This window comes from Pseudomonas sp. OG7 (assembly GCF_014192825.1).
GTDB lineage: Bacteria > Pseudomonadota > Gammaproteobacteria > Pseudomonadales > Pseudomonadaceae > Aquipseudomonas > Aquipseudomonas monteilii.
The window spans coordinates 658,669-675,976 of the sequence record NZ_JACHYK010000002.1 but is presented as its reverse complement, the minus strand read 5'-3'; the positions used below and the strand labels follow the sequence as shown (position 1 = coordinate 675,976).

At 62.7% G+C, this 17,308-nt stretch carries 14 protein-coding genes; 8 read left to right on the top strand and 6 right to left on the bottom strand.

Going from position 1 to position 17,308, the window contains the following annotated elements:
• Positions 1 to 135: 135 nt before the first annotated feature.
• Genes FHW75_RS07500 through FHW75_RS07490 form a run of 3 tightly spaced genes read right to left on the bottom strand, consistent with a single transcriptional unit; the run spans position 136 to position 2,675 of the window.
• A complete protein-coding gene (locus FHW75_RS07500; protein WP_019099675.1) occupies positions 136 to 1,218 on the bottom strand; it encodes a hypothetical protein in 1,083 nt (360 codons plus the stop codon).
• Positions 1,219 to 1,257: 39 nt separating this feature from the next.
• Positions 1,258 to 1,884, bottom strand: coding sequence for a LysE family translocator (locus FHW75_RS07495; protein ID WP_019099674.1), 627 nt, complete (start codon positions 1,882 to 1,884; stop codon positions 1,258 to 1,260).
• A gap of 2 nt (positions 1,885 to 1,886) precedes the next feature.
• On the bottom strand, positions 1,887 to 2,675 hold the full coding sequence (locus FHW75_RS07490) for a YqcI/YcgG family protein (RefSeq protein ID WP_025754380.1): 789 nt from the start codon (positions 2,673 to 2,675) through the stop codon (positions 1,887 to 1,889).
• A gap of 159 nt (positions 2,676 to 2,834) precedes the next feature.
• On the opposite strand from FHW75_RS07490, the gene FHW75_RS07485 reads away from it, so the two are divergent.
• Positions 2,835 to 3,755: a LysR substrate-binding domain-containing protein gene (locus tag FHW75_RS07485; RefSeq protein WP_025754379.1), complete on the top strand. Its 921-nt coding sequence runs from the start codon at positions 2,835 to 2,837 to the stop codon at positions 3,753 to 3,755.
• Here FHW75_RS07485 and FHW75_RS07480 read toward each other — a convergent pair.
• On the bottom strand, positions 3,736 to 4,632 hold the full coding sequence (locus tag FHW75_RS07480) for a LysR family transcriptional regulator (protein ID WP_027615725.1): 897 nt from the start codon (positions 4,630 to 4,632) through the stop codon (positions 3,736 to 3,738). The genes FHW75_RS07485 and FHW75_RS07480 overlap by 20 nt on opposite strands.
• A gap of 117 nt (positions 4,633 to 4,749) precedes the next feature.
• Between FHW75_RS07480 and FHW75_RS07475 the strand changes: the two genes are divergently transcribed.
• The 7 genes from FHW75_RS07475 to FHW75_RS07445 all read left to right on the top strand — a co-directional run bounded on the left by FHW75_RS07475 (position 4,750) and on the right by FHW75_RS07445 (position 15,955).
• Positions 4,750 to 5,940: an MFS transporter gene (locus tag FHW75_RS07475; RefSeq protein ID WP_025754377.1), complete on the top strand. Its 1,191-nt coding sequence runs from the start codon at positions 4,750 to 4,752 to the stop codon at positions 5,938 to 5,940.
• A gap of 34 nt (positions 5,941 to 5,974) precedes the next feature.
• Positions 5,975 to 8,335, top strand: a complete 2,361-nt coding sequence (locus FHW75_RS07470; RefSeq protein ID WP_161751683.1) for a DNA polymerase II — start codon at positions 5,975 to 5,977, stop codon at positions 8,333 to 8,335.
• Positions 8,336 to 8,414: 79 nt separating this feature from the next.
• A complete protein-coding gene (locus FHW75_RS07465) occupies positions 8,415 to 12,911 on the top strand; it encodes an NEL-type E3 ubiquitin ligase domain-containing protein (protein WP_183673434.1) in 4,497 nt (1,498 codons plus the stop codon).
• Positions 12,912 to 13,138: 227 nt separating this feature from the next.
• Positions 13,139 to 13,690: a DUF4174 domain-containing protein gene (locus FHW75_RS07460; protein WP_019098409.1), complete on the top strand. Its 552-nt coding sequence runs from the start codon at positions 13,139 to 13,141 to the stop codon at positions 13,688 to 13,690.
• Between the two features lie 174 nt (positions 13,691 to 13,864).
• Positions 13,865 to 14,356: a hypothetical protein gene (locus FHW75_RS07455; protein WP_019098410.1), complete on the top strand. Its 492-nt coding sequence runs from the start codon at positions 13,865 to 13,867 to the stop codon at positions 14,354 to 14,356.
• A gap of 74 nt (positions 14,357 to 14,430) precedes the next feature.
• The gene (locus FHW75_RS07450; protein WP_025754374.1) at positions 14,431 to 15,264 is read left to right on the top strand and encodes a DUF692 domain-containing protein; all 834 of its coding nucleotides are present in this window, start codon (positions 14,431 to 14,433) and stop codon (positions 15,262 to 15,264) included.
• Positions 15,257 to 15,955, top strand: a complete 699-nt coding sequence (locus tag FHW75_RS07445) for a DUF2063 domain-containing protein (RefSeq protein ID WP_019098412.1) — start codon at positions 15,257 to 15,259, stop codon at positions 15,953 to 15,955. The genes FHW75_RS07450 and FHW75_RS07445 overlap by 8 nt, the downstream gene beginning before the upstream one ends.
• An 87-nt stretch (positions 15,956 to 16,042) precedes the next feature.
• On the opposite strand, the gene FHW75_RS07440 is transcribed toward FHW75_RS07445, so the two are convergent.
• The gene (locus FHW75_RS07440; RefSeq protein ID WP_019098413.1) at positions 16,043 to 16,531 is read right to left on the bottom strand and encodes a DoxX family protein; all 489 of its coding nucleotides are present in this window, start codon (positions 16,529 to 16,531) and stop codon (positions 16,043 to 16,045) included.
• Between the two features lie 28 nt (positions 16,532 to 16,559).
• A complete protein-coding gene (locus tag FHW75_RS07435) occupies positions 16,560 to 17,177 on the bottom strand; it encodes a ferric reductase-like transmembrane domain-containing protein (RefSeq protein ID WP_183673432.1) in 618 nt (205 codons plus the stop codon).
• Positions 17,178 to 17,308: the final 131 nt, after the last annotated feature.

Sequence of the window (17,308 nt, the reverse complement as noted above, 5' to 3'; positions counted from 1 at the left end):
GCCAGCCCCATGGGCGGCCTGGCAAGGATGGACGGCTTCGATGTTCATGGCGGTCAAGCGTGCGCCTCGGGCAAATCGGAACGACGATGTATTCTAGCCACCCAGGCGAGCGGCCGGAAGACCACCCGGCAACTGTCAGAGGAGCTTGATCGGCGTGACCTTGCGCAGGGCGTGTTTTTCCTGGGCCAGACCGAGTTTGGCGGTGATAACCTTGGCCAGGGCATTGTTGCCCAGATCGTTCAGGTGCAGGCGGTCGATGAACAGGTCGGCACCGAACACAGGTGAGCTGTTGAGCATGCAGTTCATGTCGTAGCAAGGCACAGGGTCGGCCTGGCTCTTGATGCGGCGGAAAAACGCCGAATGCAACTGGCTGTCGAATGCACCCTCCAGCAGCCGGTCGAAGTTCGCCGGTTTTTGCTGCAGGGCGGTCAGCATGGCCTGTTCGCCGGCAGGCAGGGTATCCCGGCACCAGGGCAGCAACGGCTGCAGAATGAAGGTGAGGGTGGCGTGGCTGTCTGCCAGCAGCCGGTCCCACTGGCGCAAGGTACGGCCAATATTATCGGCAGCACGGGCCAGGCGCTTTTCCGGGGGCGACAGCGGCCAGCTGACCGGGGCGGCGACCGCAGGGGTGGCCAACGCCTGGCGGATACGCCGCCACAACGACTGCCGACGGGGTGGTGCGGCGGGCTGCATGCCTTCGCTGAAACTGTTGAGAAAGTCCTGGTAGGCCTTGGCGTGCTGCGGGCCGTTGAGGGTGGCGAGGACTTCACTGAGGGCTTCGTGGGCCAGGCTGTTGAGGCCGCTGAGCACCACCACGTGGCCGAGCTGGCCAAGGCGGTGCTGGTGGGTCAGGAACATCAGCAGCTCCTGGCTGGCGTTGAGGCCGCAGCCGGCCAGGCTCAGCCAGACTTCGCCGGTGAGCATCGACAGGTGTGAGGCCACCGTGTGCTCGTCGGAGCTGGCGCCGATACCCAGGGCGGTGGAGCCGCCGACCAGCAGGTTGATACGCGAAGCACCACCGCGCTCGGCTGCGGAAAAGCGCTTGCCGGCGCAATGGCTGTAGCGCAGGCCGAGCGCATCGGTATTGATGGTGCCAGACCGGTAGCCACTTTCGTGCACATGCACGGTGAGCGGGGCACGCCGGCTGCCCAGCAGCAGAAAGCGTTGGTAGTCCTGCTGCAACGGCGAAGGAGATGCGCGCATGTCAGTCGCGGTCATGGTCGCTCCTTCGGTTGCGCCGAGTGTTGCGCTTCACGTTCAGGCCGCCAGTTCCTTGAGGTTGTACAGCAGGCCACCGGCGGCGATCAGCAGCAGGGCCACCCCGGAAGCCAGGCTTATCATGCGGTTGCTCCGCTGCGAGGCGATCTTGCCGATGGCGAAGATGTACAGGCTGAGCACGGCAAAATCGATGGCCACCCACAGCAGCGACAGGACCACCATGCTTTTGCCGAACGATTCGGTGATCTGGATGAACTGCGGGAAGAAGGCGATGAAGAAAATGATGTCTTTCGGGTTGGAAATACCCACCATGAACCCTTGCAGCAGCCCGCCACGCCCGGCCTTGGGGGCTTCGCTCGCCGTTTCCGGCGCAGGCGCATTCAGGGCTTCCCTCAACGTGCCCACCGCGATGTAGCCGATGAAAAGGCAGCCCAGCAGGCTCATGGTGCTGAGCCAGGCCTTGTCGATGGCGGCGCTGGTGAGAATGATCCAGGCCGCTGCACCGATCAGCACCAGTGACGCCCAGTTGGTGCCGACGGCGGTAAATATGGCCTTGCGCGAACCGGAGGCGGCCGCAGTGTTGACGATCAGTGCCACCACCGGGCCGGGGGTAGCGATCAGCAGCAGGACAGTGAGGGCATAGGTGGCGGTAAGTGCGGTATTCACGGTCAGTTCTCGATCAGTATGTCGGTTGCCGCCGGGTGTGCGGCATGGACGTGGAACGGGCAGCGCGACGGGTTGAGCGACCCCGCCTCCTGAAGTTGGTACTGCTTCCACTCGTAGTTGTCGGCATCGCCGAAGAAGCCGAGGGTGTCAGGTACGACACCGTCGTTGTAGTGGTGCACGCGCTCGCGAATGCGCTCGCGGATTTTCTTGCCGCTCTCGGTATTGGCGTTGGCCACTTCGTCGAAGTTTTCCCGGGGGTTAATGACGAAGGTGATGTGCAGCCCCAGGTTGCGGCTTTTCATTTGCTGGTGGCCGGGGAAATTCATGTTGATGAACAGGGGCATACCGGCATAGCAGAACGACCAGGCGGTGTCGTCGGGGTCGGTGGGAATGCCTTGCGGCCACGGGTGTGGGTCGCGCGCATGTACGCCACGCAACACTTTCCAGGCCAGCGCCTGCTGTTCGGCCAGGGTGCTGCCCGCTGCCGTTTCGAGAAACACCACCAGGGGGCTGCCGATGCGCTGTTTGGGTTTGATCGGTGTGACGGTGCGTACGTAGTCGGCCAGGCCTTGGGCGATGTCATCGGCGAGCTGCTCGGCGCGCGCGAAAAGAATATGGCAGGTTTCGCCGTTGACCGCCTTGCGGCCGAACAGGCAGGGGAAGTTGGGGTTGGCGAGAATACTGCGAAAATGCTCTATGGTCTTGTAAGTCCAGTGCTGCGTGTTCCAGACATGTTCATCGGCTAGCTCTAGCGCATCCAGGCGATAGCAATTTCCATATCCTGTAAACATGATTTCCCCAGGCGTAAATTTAGTGAGCGTTCAAGCCACATGCAGGCAGGATCTTGGTTATGTTTATTATTTACCTGCATTTTCCGAGACGCTCTTGACGTTGTAAAACGCGTGGAACTATGACCTACTATTAGTCTTACTCATGCTCGGGACGTCGCCATGTCGGAACGGATTCAGGCCTTGCACGCCCTGCGTGCCTTCGAGGTGGCCTCTCGCTATGGCTCCTTTACCCGCGCTGCGGAAGAGCTCGCCTTGACCCAAGGCGCGGTCAGCCATCACATCAAGACCCTGGAGGCCATGTTCGGCTGCGACCTGTTCGAACGCCGTGGCCCCAAGCTCAGCCTGACCGAGCACGGTCGCCTGCTGGCGCAAGAGCTGAAAGTGGGCTTCAAGATCATCGAAAATGCCTGCGCATTGCTGCGCCAGGACCGCTATGGCTTGCGCCTGAAGGCCCCGTCCACGCTCACGGTGCGCTGGCTGCTGCGGGCACTGGATGCCTTCAAGAAGCACGAGGACAACTGCAGCGTGCAGTTGTCCAGCGTGTGGATGGACATCGACAGCGTGGACTTCTATTCCGAGCCCTACGACTGTGCCATTCTCCTGGCCAACGGGCGTTTCCCCGCCGATATCGAGAGCTTCAAGCTGTTCGATGAATGGTTGATCCCGGTGTGCCACCCGGATTACATGGCGCAAGCGCAGCCGGCCCTGGCCGACCTGACCCAATGCGAATTCCTGCACCCGTCCCCGGACCGCCGTGACTGGCGGCGCTGGCTGGCGCGCATGGACGCGCTGGATATCAGCATCGATCAGGGGCAAGTGTTCGATACCCTCGACCAGGGCATTTCGGCCGCCCAGCAAGGCCTGGGTATTTCGGTGGTCGACCTGGTGCTGGCCAGCGCCGACCTGGCGGCCGGGCGCCTGGTCACACCGTTCAAGCACGCCGTGGCCACCGGCGACGGCTACTACATGACCTGGCTCAAGGCCAGCCCCAAGGCGCGGCAAATGCACAAGCTGCGTGACTTCCTGCTCGGCCAGGTGCCACCGCTGGCCTACAAGGACATCAACTACCTGTACGGTTGAACACCCGTTCGAGCATGAAGTCGATGAACACCCGCAATTTCGGCGGCATCTGCCGCCCGGACGGCCACAGCAGGTAGAAGCTGCCGCGCCGCTCCATGAAGTCGTCGAGCACGCTCACCAGTGAGCCATTGCCCAGCTCACGGCCCACGGTGAAGTCCGGCAGGCAAGTGATGCCGCGGTGGTTCAAAGCGAAGCAGACGCGTGTCTCGACGTGGTTGCACACCATCGAGATGGGGATGTCATAGGCGTGTTCGGGGTGCTCCTGGCGCAGCGGCCAGGTTTCCAGCTTGCCGTTGCTGGGGAAGCGGTAATGCAGGCAGGTGTGCGCCGCCAGGTCGCGCGGGTGCACGGGCGTGCCGCGTTCGCGCAGGTAGCCGGGCGAAGCCACCAGCCGGTGCTGGAAATACCCCAGGAACTTGGCATTGAGCCGTGAATCCACCGGCTGCCCACCGCGCATCACCACATCGAAACCTTCGCCGATGATATCTACCATGCGGTCGGAAAAGTCCAGGTCCAGCTCCACTTGCGGGTACAGCGCCATGAACTCGGCCAGCGCCGGCATTACCAGCCCGGTGACCTGCGGCATGCTCACCCGCAGGCGCCCGCGTGGGGTTTCGCTGGCTTGCGACAGTTCCTGCTCGGTGGCCTCTATTTCGGCGAGGATGCGCCGGCTACGCTCGAGGAACAGCGTGCCCTCGGCGGTGAGGGTGATGCTGCGGGTGTTGCGGTGGAACAGGCGTACGCCCAGGCGGCTTTCCAGGCGCGCTACGCGCTTGCCCACAGCCGAGGCACTGATCCCCAAAGACTGGCCCGCGGCGACGAAGCTGCGGGTTTCGGCCACCCGATTGAAGACCACGAAACCGCTGAGGCTATCCATGCTGCGTTCCTGATTGCGGACGTGGATGTCCGGGGTGAACGGCATTGTAACCGTCTTTTTCCGTAATGGCCTTGCCTTGCAGACTGTTCGCCTCGTTTCCTACTCAAGGCTTCTGCAATGTCCCAGACATCCTCCGCACCGTTGCTGTCCGCCAGCAGCGAACGCTTGCCGCTCAGCGGGCTGTTGGCGCTGGCCATGACCGGCTTCATCGCCATCCTCAGTGAAACCCTGCCGGCCGGTTTGCTCGACCAGATCGCCGACGGCATGCACATCAGCCAAGCCATGGCCGGGCAATGGGTCACGGCGTATGCCTTGGGCTCATTACTCACCGCCATCCCGCTGGTAACCCTGACTCAGGGCTGGTATCGGCGCCGGGCGCTGTTGCTGGCCATCGTCGGTTTTGTGTTGTTCAACGGGCTGACGGCCCTGTCGGACTCCAACAGCCTGACCCTGGTACTGCGCTTTTTCACCGGCGCGGCCGCCGGCCTGGCCTGGGGGCTGATAGCCGGCCACGCCCGGCGCATGGTGCCGGTGGCGCAGCAGGGGCGGGCCATGGCACTGGCCATGCTCGGCCAGCCGATTGCCCTGTCGCTCGGCTTGCCGATCGCGACCTGGCTGGGTGCGGGGTTGGGCTGGCGTGCTACGTTCATGGTGGTCACCCTAGTGGCATTGCTGCTGGTGGTGTGGGTGGTGCGTTCAGTGCCGGACTACCCCGGACAGGCCGCTGGCAAGCGCCCGGCCGCCATGCAGGTGCTGCGCACGCCGGGGGTGTTGCTTGTGCTGCTGGTGATCCTCAGCTGGATCCTTGGCCACAACATTCTCTACACCTATATCGTGCCACTGCTGGCGGCGGCCGGCATGGCAGCGGACATTGGCCCTGTGCTGATGGTGTTCGGCCTGTCGGCCCTGGCCGGGATTGGTTTGGTGGGCCTGCTGGTCGACCGGCATCTGCGCACGCTGGTGCTCTTGAGCCTGGCGGGCTTTGCCCTGGCTACGCTGGCCTTGGGGCAAGCGTCGTCCTGGCTGATGTACCTGAGTATCGCTTTGTGGGGGGTGACCTACGGCGGCGCGCCGACCTTGCTGCAGACGGCCTGTGCAGACGCGGCGGGCGAAGGGGGCGACGTGGCGCAATCGATGCTGGTGACGGTGTGGAACAGCGCCATTGCCCTGGGCGGCATCATTGGCGGGTTGTTACTGGCCGGGGCAGGGGTGGAGGGGTTTGGTGGTGTGGTGCTCGCGCTGATCGCGGTGGCCTGGTTGTTGGCCTGGGCCGCGCGCAGAAGCGGCTTCGTGGCGGGGGCACGCTAGCGTAGAATCATCCTTTTCGGCAGAGGGTGAGGCAGTGGAGTTGCAGCAGGGCTTTGTCCTGACCCGGCATTGGCATGACACGCCAGAAGGCACCTGCGTGGAACTTTGGCTGGCCACCGATCAGGGGCCACGGCTGCTACGTCTGGCACCCCAGGTTTCGGTGGCGTTCATCCCGCAAGCGCAAGCGGCGCACGCGCAGGTGTTGCTGGCGAACGAGCCGGGCGCCGAACTGCGGCCCTTGCAGTTAAAGGATTTCGACCAGCGCCCGGTCATGGGCCTTTATTGCCGGCAGCACCGGCAACTGATGCAGCTGGAGCAACGGCTGCGCACGGCAGGCATCGAGGTGTTCGAAGCGGATATCCGCCCACCCGAACGCTACCTGATGGAGCGCTTCGTCACCGCGCCGGTGCAGTTCACCGGGCAACCCGATGACCAGGGCGTGATTTGCGATGCCCAGCTCAAGCCCCTGCCGGGCTATCGCCCACCGCTGCGCCTGGTGTCGCTGGATATCGAAACCAGTGAACGTGGCGAGCTGTACAGCATTGCCCTGGAAGGCTGCGGCCAGCGTCAGGTCTACATGCTTGGCCCGGCCAACGGCGACCCTGAGGGCCTCGACTTCGACCTGCACTATTGCGATGACCGTGCCGGGTTGCTCGTGTGCCTCAACCAGTGGATGGCGGAGCACGACCCGGATGCAATCATCGGCTGGAACCTGATCCAGTTCGACCTACGCCTTTTGCACGAGCACGCCAAGCTGATGCAGGTGCCGCTGGCCCTGGGCCGCAACGGCGCCCCCATGACCTTGCGCAGCCACGCCAGTGGCGGCCATGCCTTCGCCGACGCGCCGGGGCGGCTGTTGATCGACGGCATCGAGGCGCTGCGCTCGGCAACCTGGAGCTTTACGTCGTTCAGCCTGGAGAATGTCGCGCAGACCTTGCTCGGTGAAGGCAAGGCCATCGACACCCCCTACCAGCGCATGGACGAAATCAACCGCCGTTTCGCCGAAGACAAACCCGCACTGGCACGCTACAACCTCAAGGATTGCGAGCTGGTCACGCGCATCTTCGCCCATACCCGCCTGCTCGAGTTCCTGCTGGAGCGCGCTTCTGTCACTGGGTTGGCGGTAGACCGCAGTGGGGGTTCGGTGGCCGCCTTCTGCCACCTGTATATCCCGCAGATGCACCGCCTGGGCTTCGTCGCCCCCAGCCTGGGCAGCCGCCCTGAGGAAGCCAGCCCCGGCGGTTTCGTGATGGATTCGCGCCCAGGCCTTTACGACTCGGTGCTGGTGCTGGACTACAAGAGCCTCTACCCGTCGATCATCCGGACCTTCCTGATCGACCCGGTAGGGCTGGTCGAGGGCCTGCGCTTGCCCGATGATGAGCACTCGGTAGAAGGCTTCCGGGGTGGGCGTTTCTCGCGCAGCCAGCATTGCTTGCCGGCCATCGTCGAGCGCGTCTGGCAAGGGCGGGAGGCGGCCAAGCGTGAAGGCAACGCACCGCTGTCGCAGGCGCTGAAGATCATCATGAATGCCTTTTACGGCGTGCTGGGCTCTAGCGGTTGCCGTTTCTTCGACCCCCGCCTGGCATCGTCGATCACCCTGCGCGGTCACCAGATCATGCGCCAGACCCGGGCGTTGATCGAGGCCAAGGGCTATGAGGTCATCTATGGTGATACCGACTCTACCTTCGTCTGGCTCAAGGGTGCCCATGGTGAAGCGGGTGCGGCGCAGATCGGCCGAGAACTGGTCGCCCACGTCAATCAGTGGTGGCGCGAGCACCTGCGCCAGCAGATGAACCTGGAAAGCGCACTGGAATTGCAGTTCGAAGTGCATTACCGGCGTTTTCTGATGCCGACCATCCGTGGGACCGACGAGGGTAGCAAGAAGCGTTATGCCGGGATGGTGCAGCGCGCCGACGGCAGCGAGGATGTGGTTTACAAGGGCCTGGAGTCGGTGCGCACCGACTGGTCACCACTGGCGCAGCAGTTTCAACAGGAACTGTACGGGCGGATCTTTCGCGGCCAGCCGTATCGCGACTATGTGCGCAATTATGTGCAGCAGACCTTGGCGGGCGAGCTCGACAACCTGCTGGTGTACCGCAAGCGCCTGCGTCGTCCGTTGGCCGATTACCAGCGCAACGTGCCACCCCATGTACGTGCTGCGCGCCAGGCCGATGAATACAACAGCCGGCTCGGTCGCCCTCGCCAGTACCAGCGCGGCGGCTGGATCAGTTACGTCATCACTACCGCCGGTCCCGAGCCGATGGAAAACCTTCAATCGCCGATCGATTACGAGCACTACCTCAGCCGGCAGTTGCAGCCGGTAGCCGATGCCATTTTGCCGTTCGTTGGCGATGATTTCGCCACGCTGACTGGCCGCCAGTTACAGCTGTTCTGAGCGCAGGCGTTAGCTATCTAGTACCCGGTGCCGAGCCTGCTCCCTAGTCTGGCCTCTTTTCATGAAGAGGCCTCGAGCAATGGACACTACTCCGCCATCAAGCGCACAGGCAGCCATCGATGCGTTCCAGGACAGCATCATCAGCAAGCGCCTGCCGCTCTGGTTGCGTCAGATACCCCCAGGGCAACTGCCTGAGGTCCGCAAGGCATTGGCGAACAGCCTTCGCAGCCGTGAGCAAGTCAATGCGCTGCTGCGGGGTATCGAAGGTATCGACAGCTTTGTTGCGACGGGCCTGGACAAGGCCCTTGACGAACGTTACGGGCTTGGCGGCAATGCTCGCTCGTTCAAGTTTCTGGAAGGCCGTCGCGAGCCTGTGATCAACAGCCAGCCGGTAGGCGCGCACCTCACCGAGGTGGTCTATGAAGAAAAGCCGCTGCTTGAGGTGGCACTGCGCAACTTCACTGCCGAGCAGGCCCAGGCAGGTGGCCAGCCGCGCGGTAATCGGCTGCTGGTTCCGCGCCAGGGCAGGCTTGTACCGCCCACGTGCATCGAGCTTGCCGCGCTTTGCCGCGAGCTGGATTTGGGTGAGGGTTATCAACGTCATCTGGATTCCATTCTAAAGCCCGCAGGTGATGCAAGGCGCGTGGAGTCCTGCCTTGTAGATGCCAGCCGCCACGCCATGTTGGTAGACGCCTACAAAGCCAGGCAGGAAGGGACGCTGGATGACAGCGAGCTCAAGTTGGTGGTGGCTATGTGCGAGGATGGCAAGCTGCTGCGCCTGGCGGGTGACCTTGTGGAGGCCAGGCAACTGAAGTTGCTGGGTTGCCGGATTGAGCAGGTGATCGTGCTCGAGGTGATTGACCAGGGTGTCCTTTTCAACACCTCGCGCCGTGTGTTGCTCTACGTGCCAGGTGACCCTGTGTCGCCTTGGCGCGCATTCGAGAGCATCGACAAGCTGAACCGCGAGTTGGGTCGTCGCCTGCGAGACAAAGCCTACCAGCGTTTTTTCAGCCGCTTCGTGCTACGACGTGACAGCCAGGCTTTCTTTGCCCAGGTTTCGGCGCTGTTCGATGACCTGGCGGACTGGGCGTTTCGCGATCTCGAACCGCATTTGCAGGGTTATTCGCAACCGTTGTTCAACGGTCTGGCACAGGCACGTATTCGCCAGATCAAGGAGGATGCGGCGATGATCGCGGTGCCTGTGGCCAGGCTGGACCGTGAGGTGCAGCGCCAGCATGACCAGCGCCTGGCCGCCGAGGGGTGGGCGCTGCTCAATCTGGCCAGTTTCTTTGTGCCGGGCCTTGGCCTGCCGCTTCTTGCTGTGACGGCCTGGGAGCTGTTGGGCGAGGTTTATCATGGTTTTGAAGCCTGGCATGAGGGAGATCGCCGAGAGGCACTCGACCATTTGACCCATGTTGCCACCGACCTTGCCGTGCTTGCGGCCACAGCGGCGGGGGTTGGTGTGGCCCGACGGCTTTGGGCGCGCTCCACGCAGGTCGATGCCATGTTTCCGGCTCGGCTGGAGGATGGCACCGTCAAACTCTGGCAACAAGATCTGACCCCGTTTCAATGCCAGGCCCCCGATGCTGCCGCAAGCCGGGATGCCTTGGGCATCCGGCGTCTGGACGGGCAGGCCTGGATCGAGATGGACGCTCATCATTATCGAGTGACCGAATCGGCTGGCGACGGTCAATGGCAACTGTGCCCCGTTGCCGGCCATGGACCCATGCTGCGTCACAATGGCGCTGGTGCCTGGCGGTTATGGAATGAACAACCGGCCCTGTGGAGGGATAGACATCGCATGTTCCGTCGCCTGGGCGAGCCCTTCAACAGGCTGGGTGACGAAGAGATCGATCAGGTCCTGCTGTTCCATGGGCTCGATGGCGATGACGTGCGAGGCTTGCATGTGCATGCCCAGGCGCCCAGCCCGGGCATGCTCGACAGCGTGCAGCGGGTCAGGCTCGACCAGCGCATTCGCGGCATGATTGGCCGCTTGCGCAGCGGTGAGCCGGTAGAAGATACGACCGTGCTTGATCACGCACGGCGGTTGCCAGGTGCGAATGGCCTGCCGGATCAGGCACTGGCTGAGCTGGCGTGGACGCAACGCCGAACATTGCTGCAGTACCTGTACGATGCGTTGCAACCCACCGACAGCCCCGGGAGCGCAGCGCTGCGCCGGGTCTTCCCCGGGCTGGATGCTCGCACCGCGCAAGCGTTGGTAACGGCCGCCAGCGGCGTTGATCGCAGGCGCTTGTTGACCAGCGGCAGGGTCGCACTCGATCTGGCCGAAGCGGCCAGGGCCAGCCTGTCGGGTATCCGCCAGACGCGGGTTCTGGAAGCCTTGTACCTGGACACGCCGCAGCATGCGGACCTGGCACGGGTGGCCTTGGGCCTGTTGCAGGAGCTGCCTGGGGGCGAACAAGGTGTGCGCTGGCGCTTGTATGAGGGCTATCTGGGCGGGCCGATGCTGGCGCAGTGCGGTCAAGGCGGGCAGGCATTTGACCTGGTGCACCTGAACGGCGGGTTCCAGCTGTTTGATGATCAGGGTGGGGCCATCGGTGAGGCAGGCGAGTTGTTCGAAGTCATCGCGCCAGCTTATACCGAGGCGCAGCGTGAAATGATGGGGGTCGGTGATCCGTTCTCGCACAACCTTCGGGTGATGCTTGCGCGCGAGGCGGTGCGACGTCGTGACCAGATCAGTCGTCTGCTAGGCGTGGTACGCCCGCGGGCTGTTCGAGCGCCGATGCGCTTGGCCGACGGGCGTTTGGGTTACCCGCTGGGTGGTGCAGGCGTGAGCGGTTTCGCGTCAAGAGGCAATGCCTTGAGGGCGGAATTGCGAGATATCTTCCCTTGGTTGAGTGACGAGCAGATTGACACCTTGGCCGATGACGTGAGACGTTCAGGGCGTCAGCTCAGAGGGCTACTGAGGGACCTGAGCACTGAGTTCAGGGTGCTTCGCAACACGCTGGATACCTGGGTGGCACAGGAACAGGGCGATGTTCGGGAGGACCGGGACGCCTTGCGCCAGACGCTGTTCAATTGCTGGAGACGGTCGGTAGGGGTCGGCAATCTGCGCATCGACGCACAAGAAAACCTCCATGTCATGTTTTGCAATTTCAGGTCGGGCGGTTTGCCCAGCCTGCCGGCGCAGGTCAGCTTCAGAGGTGTGAGCAGCCTGTCGTTGCTGCACCTTGACCTCGTGGAAGTACCCGACAGTTTCTTGTTGGCCTTCCCTAACCTCAGAACCCTTGACTTGGGTGGCAACCTGCTGACGCGGCTGCCGCAACCGTTGCTGCAGTTCACGCAGCTACGGCACCTGAGCCTTACCAACAACCGCATTGGCCTGAACCTGCAGCAAACCGCCACACTGGCCTGTTGCACTGGCCTGGAATCCCTCGACCTGTCCCACAATCCACTGCGGCGGGGGTTCACGTTGGCCGGTTTGACCGAACTGCGCTGGCTGAGCCTGCGCGACACACAAATTACGCAGCTTCCCCCGGGCATTTTCGACCGCGATCAGTTGGTGGCTGTTGACTTGAGGGAAAACCGGATCCGGCAGGTTCCGGAGCATTACTACCAGTTACCCGTATGGCGTCGGCGAAGGATCCGCCTGAGCGGCAACCCCTTGGGCGAAGCACAGACACAACGTTTGCAGGCTTCGTTGAGGAGCGAGCATCCTGTCGTCGACGAGGAGCAAGCGCTGCTGCGGCTGGAGCACGCGCGGGAAGTATGGGGGGATGCGGTGGCCCCTGAGCATCGTGGCTTGATGCTCGCAGCCTGGGATTCCCTGGATGCAGGGCCGGGCTCCGAGCGGTTTTTCCGCGTTCTCAGGCAACTGTTGCTGTCCGAGGATTTTCGCGTCAATGCGCGGGCGATGGGTAATCGGGTGATGGCGGTGTTGCAAGCGATGGCCATCACGCCGGAATTGCGGGAGAACCTGTTGTCCGTGGCCAATGATGAATGGGGGTGCCAGGATGGTGCAACCTGGTGCTTGAGCAATATAGAACTGAACTTGCTGGTGTGGCAGGTTCAACATGCCGCTCAAGGAAAAGACGAACGCGCTCTGCTTCGCCTGGGAAGACGTTTATGGCGCCAGGATGCGGTCGACAGGTTCGCTACCCGATGGGCACTCGAACATGGCAGGGAGCAAGAGGGAAGTGAAGTCGGGTTGGCCTTCAGGGTCGGGCTGAGGGAGCCGCTCGACTTGCCCCTGCAGGTTGGTGATATGAGCTTCCATGCTATTTCAGGGGTTCTCCAGGCGGACCTGGCGGCGGCGCAAGCGGCAGTGCGAGATGCCGAAACCAGGGATGAGCTCGCCCGCTCGATGGTTGACCGTGAATTTTGGCAGGCGCACCTGGAGCGTACTCATCCTGACCGGTTCGCCGAAGTTGACCGGCCGTTCAGGCGGCAGCTTGAAACGGTCCTTGACGATGAAGCGCTCCCTGAGGGTGAGATGCTCGAGCAGGCAGATGCCATTCGTGACGCCCAACGTGCTGCACGCAGGGGGCTGATGCTGGACTTGACGATTCGTGCCATGGAAGTGGGGCCAGAAGACCCAGGCATTCATGTGCGCTGATGGCGGCTTAATGCAGGGGTTGCCTGCCCCTGTGCGAAGCGGCTTTGGGCTATGCTCAGTCAAGGTGACAGTGGCTTTGCCCGCGCTGTCGCCTTGGCTTCAGAAAGCTTGGAAATCGACAGTTACTTTTCCACGGCCCGTTACTGAGTGAAGTGGTTTAGGCTCCTTGTCGGATTTTTCTCCGTGATCTGTAGTCATTGGTATATCGAGACAATAAGGAGATACGCATGCTCGTCCGGTCACTGACCCTCGCTACCTTGCTAGCTGTTGCCGGCCCCCTGTTTGCCGCAGACAGTGATGCGCCTTTAGCCAAGGAACTGGGCAAGGCCAGGCCATTGGTGGTGATTGCTCCGAGCACTGCCGACCCGACCCTGCGCGGGCTGAACAAGGCCCTGGAAGACCCGGCTACCCAGGCCGCCTTCAAGGAGCGCAACCTGGTGCTTTACAGCGTCGCCAACATGATGGGCAAGCGCGAAGACAAGAACCTCGAACAGCAGACCACCATGGCCCTGATCCGTGAGCTCAAGCTGGGCGCGAGCAAGGGCACCAAGGTGATCCTGGTGGGCAAGGACGGCGAGCGGCACATGCTCAAGGATGACGAAAGCGGTGAACCTATCGACCCGCAGGCGATTTTCAAGGCGGTCGATGAATTGCCCGCCAGCGAAAAGGCGGTGACCGCACCCGAACCGGTGGCCGCAGCGCCGGAGGCCAAGGCCAAGGACAGCAAACCGGCCAAGCCAGCCAAACCGGCGGCCCCGCCCAAGCCGCTGGAAGACTGAGCACGCGTCATGGCCCCAAGGTAGCTTGGGGCCCGTTACCGGGTGTTGTGTATCCCACTGTATCTGACCGCGCTGCAGACCCATTCCCATACAAAAGCGCGCCTTGCCCGATACACTCACGACAAACCGCAACGGCCTAATGGCTCCACTTTCCAACCACAGTGGAGCTACATCATGACTCATGCAAAAAACACCCTCGGCCTGCTCGGCGCCGCCCTGATCGGCAGTATGGCATTGACCAGCAGTGCGTTTGCCGTGGAACCGCTGGCACAAGGTTACCAACTGGCTTCGGCCAAGGTGGCCGGCGAGGGCAAGTGTGGCGAAGGCAAGTGCGGCGGCAGCGGCAAAGCCACCCAGGGCGAAGGCAAATGCGGTGAGGGCAAGTGTGGTGCCAGCGCCAAGGCCGGGGCCGAAGGCAAATGCGGCGAAGGGAAGTGCGGCGATGCCTCGTTCGCCAAAACCGACAGCAACCACGATGGCAAGGTCTCGCGGGATGAGTTTCTGGCGGTGGCCAAGGACCGTGCCGGCGACTTCGACAAGATCGACACCAACCATGACGGTTTCATCTCCGAGCAAGAAGCGGCGGACCACCTGAAGGCGATCTATCAGGCCAATGGCAAGGCCATGCCCGAGGGGCTGTTCAGCCACCTGGCTGGCAAATCCTGACCCTTACCCTTTGAACTGACGCAACGCCCCTCCTGCTGGTCAGGCGGGGCGTTGTGCCTGTTGGAGACTTTTTTATGCGTGCTGCGACGTTGAATACCGGGCTTGGCTTGCGCCGTGGCCTGCTGCCGGAACTGCTGGCGATGGACGCTGGTGCAGTAGACTTCCTTGAATGCGCGCCGGAAAACTGGATAGCGGTTGGCGGTGCCTACGGCAAGGGCCTGGCCCAGTTGGCCGAGCGTTTTCCCATGACTTGCCACGGGTTGTCGTTGTCGCTGGGCGGCAGTGAGCCACTCGACCTTCATTTTCTCGACCAGACCCGCCATTTTCTCGATCGCCACCAGGTGCGCCTGTACAGTGAGCACTTGAGCTATTGCAGTGACGACGGGCACCTGTACGACCTGATGCCCATACCGTTCACCGACGAAGCCGTGCACCATGTGGCCGCGCGCATTCGCCAGGCGCAGGAGCAATTGGGCCGGCGTATTGCCGTGGAAAACATCAGCTACTACGCCGCGCCTTATCAGGCGATGAGCGAGCTCGATTTTATCCGTGCGGTACTCGATGAAGCCGATTGCGATTTGCTGCTGGACGTCAACAACGTTTTCGTCAATGCCTGCAACCACGGCTACGAAGCCCGGGCCTTTCTTGAAGGCTTGCCCCAGGCCCGGGTGACCGGCATGCACATAGCCGGCCATTACGATGAAGCACCGGACCTCAAGGTCGACACCCATGGGGCGCCGGTGAAGGAAGATGTGTGGGCGCTGTACACCCTCGCTTGTGCGCGCTTTGGCGTGCAGCCGACCGTGCTCGAACGTGATTTCAACTATCCCCCGCTGGCCGAACTGTTGGCCGAGACGGCGCGTATCCGCAGCGTGCAACTGGCTTCGGGAGGGCCGCGTGATGAATGAGACGTTGCGCGAGCAGCAATACACCTTGGCCCGTCACTTGCGTGACCCGCAGCGCAATGCACCGCCACCGGGCATAGAGGGTCGGCGCCTGAAGGTTTACCGCGAGTTGTTCTATGGCGCTATCGAGGGCTTGCTGGCAGGCAGTTTTCCGGTGATGCGTCAGGCCTTGGGCGAACAGCGTTGGCATGCGCGAGTGCGAGACTTCTATGCCAATTACCGTAGTCAGACGCCCTTGTTTACCGAGATTGCCGAAGCGTTTGTCGATTATCTGCAAGGCGTCGAGCTGGATGCGCCCTGGCAGTTGGAACTGGCGCATTATGAGTGGGTCGAGGCGCAGTTGTATTTGAGCGATGCCGAGGACCCGTCCCATGACCCGGCGGGCGATTTGCTGGAGGGGGCGCCGCTGTTGTCCTGCGTGGCGCGGGTGCTGGCTTATGAGTGGCCGGTGGAGCGCATCGGGGTGGATTATCAGCCAACGGTTGCGCCCGAGGCCCCGACGTTGCTGCTGGTGTATCGCGATGCTGCGTTGACGGTGCGCTTTGCGCGCCTGGCGCCGATGGCGTATCAGTTGCTGGCGCTGGAGCAGGGTACCGGGCGGGCACGGATGGAGGTGTTGGGAGGGGATGTGCAGCAGGGGCTGGCATTGTTGGAGGGGTTGCGTGAACAGGGTGTCATTGTTGGTACAGTTTGAGGGCACAAGGCCGCTCCTACAGGGGATTGCATATCCCTGTAGGAGCGGCCTTGTGCCGCGAAGGGTTGCAAAGCAGCCCCATTGGCATTACCTGCTGAACCGCATCCTCAGCCAATGATCAATGCTCAATCGCCCAGCCCCTTTAAGCAGCAGTGGCAACAACGCCACCAGGTAGATCAGCGGCAACTTGAAGTTGCCAAAGCCCTGGTCGGTGATCGCATATCCTTGCCCCAGTTCAGCCAGGCTCGACCAGTGTGCCGGCCAGTGCACCGCGGCTATCGCCACCACGGTCACCACCATCAGGCCCAGTGAGGCCAGCCGGGTTCCCAAACCCAGTATCAGCAGTATCGGCAGCACCAGTTCCGCCCACATCGACAACTGCCAGTTCAGCTCGGCGGGCAGCTGGTTGAAGGGAAACGGAAAGCTGCCTTGCAGGTCGGCGAACCAGTTGCTGCCATTGAACTTCTCAAGGCCGGATTCAAAAAATTCCCAGGCCAGGAACAGCCGCAGCGGCAGGTCGGCGGTCCAGGTGCCGACGCGGTCGAAGGTGGTCAGTGTGCGGATCGAAGTGGTCATGTCAGTGTGTACTCCAAGGCAGGTTTAGTCAGGAAAGGGCGCGGGCGCTGCGGCGCTGTTGGCGCGCCAGCCTGGCGGTGAGCTTGACGGCGATGGCACTGAACATCAGGGCGAACGCCAGCGGGTACCAGCCGCCCATGGGGATGCGTTTGTAGAACGACAGGCAGAACACGGCTGCCAGTACCCACATGCCGGTGCTGTGCAGGGCTTGCCAGGCGCGGCCGCCCAATAGCCGCATGGGGGCCTTGAACGAGGTGGCGGTGAGCAGCAGCAGGAACAGGTACCCGACGCTGCCGGGCAAGGTGGAGGTGAGCGTGCGGCCGGCCCAGAACAGTTCGGGGAATTGTTGGGCGTAGCGGTAAATCAACAGGCCGTGCACGGTGTGGGAGAAAGCGAAGGCCAGTCCCAGGTAGCGCCGTTCCTGCAGCACGCGGCGGCTGACAGCGCCGGGTAGCAAGGTGACGAGTGAGGAAGCCAGGAAGGCCAGCAGAAACAGCGCGAAGGAACTGCGTGCGGTAGCGCGGATGGCGCTGCGCAGGCCATCAGGGTCAGGCTGGCTGGCCAGGGCTACGGTGGTCATCGCCAGAGTCAGGCCGGCGAGTGCGGCGAACAGCTTCCAGCCGGAGGGCAGGGTGAGGGCTTTCATCAAGGGGCTCCCGGTGTGTGATTGTGTCACCGGGAGTGTGTGGGGGTAGGGTATCTGCAGTGTGTCGGGGGCGATGGGGTTGTGTATCGGTTTGTATGGATGTATCAGGCTACCCCGCTCTCACGAAGGCC

Bases quoted from the DNA above. Each gene is read 5' to 3' on its own strand.
- FHW75_RS07475 (WP_025754377.1), top strand. From the start codon at position 4,750: ATGTCCCAGACATCCTCCGCACCGTTGCTGTCCGCCAGCAGCGAACGC.
- FHW75_RS07450 (WP_025754374.1), top strand. From the start codon at position 14,431: ATGCGTGCTGCGACGTTGAATACCGGGCTTGGCTTGCGCCGTGGCCTG.
- FHW75_RS07445 (WP_019098412.1), top strand. From the start codon at position 15,257: ATGAATGAGACGTTGCGCGAGCAGCAATACACCTTGGCCCGTCACTTG.
- FHW75_RS07440 (WP_019098413.1), bottom strand. From the start codon at position 16,531: ATGACCACTTCGATCCGCACACTGACCACCTTCGACCGCGTCGGCACC.
- FHW75_RS07480 (WP_027615725.1), bottom strand. From the start codon at position 4,632: ATGGATAGCCTCAGCGGTTTCGTGGTCTTCAATCGGGTGGCCGAAACC.
- FHW75_RS07435 (WP_183673432.1), bottom strand. From the start codon at position 17,177: ATGAAAGCCCTCACCCTGCCCTCCGGCTGGAAGCTGTTCGCCGCACTC.
- FHW75_RS07455 (WP_019098410.1), top strand. From the start codon at position 13,865: ATGACTCATGCAAAAAACACCCTCGGCCTGCTCGGCGCCGCCCTGATC.
- FHW75_RS07490 (WP_025754380.1), bottom strand. From the start codon at position 2,675: ATGTTTACAGGATATGGAAATTGCTATCGCCTGGATGCGCTAGAGCTA.
- FHW75_RS07485 (WP_025754379.1), top strand. From the start codon at position 2,835: ATGTCGGAACGGATTCAGGCCTTGCACGCCCTGCGTGCCTTCGAGGTG.
- FHW75_RS07460 (WP_019098409.1), top strand. From the start codon at position 13,139: ATGCTCGTCCGGTCACTGACCCTCGCTACCTTGCTAGCTGTTGCCGGC.
- FHW75_RS07500 (WP_019099675.1), bottom strand. From the start codon at position 1,218: ATGACCGCGACTGACATGCGCGCATCTCCTTCGCCGTTGCAGCAGGAC.
- FHW75_RS07465 (WP_183673434.1), top strand. From the start codon at position 8,415: ATGGACACTACTCCGCCATCAAGCGCACAGGCAGCCATCGATGCGTTC.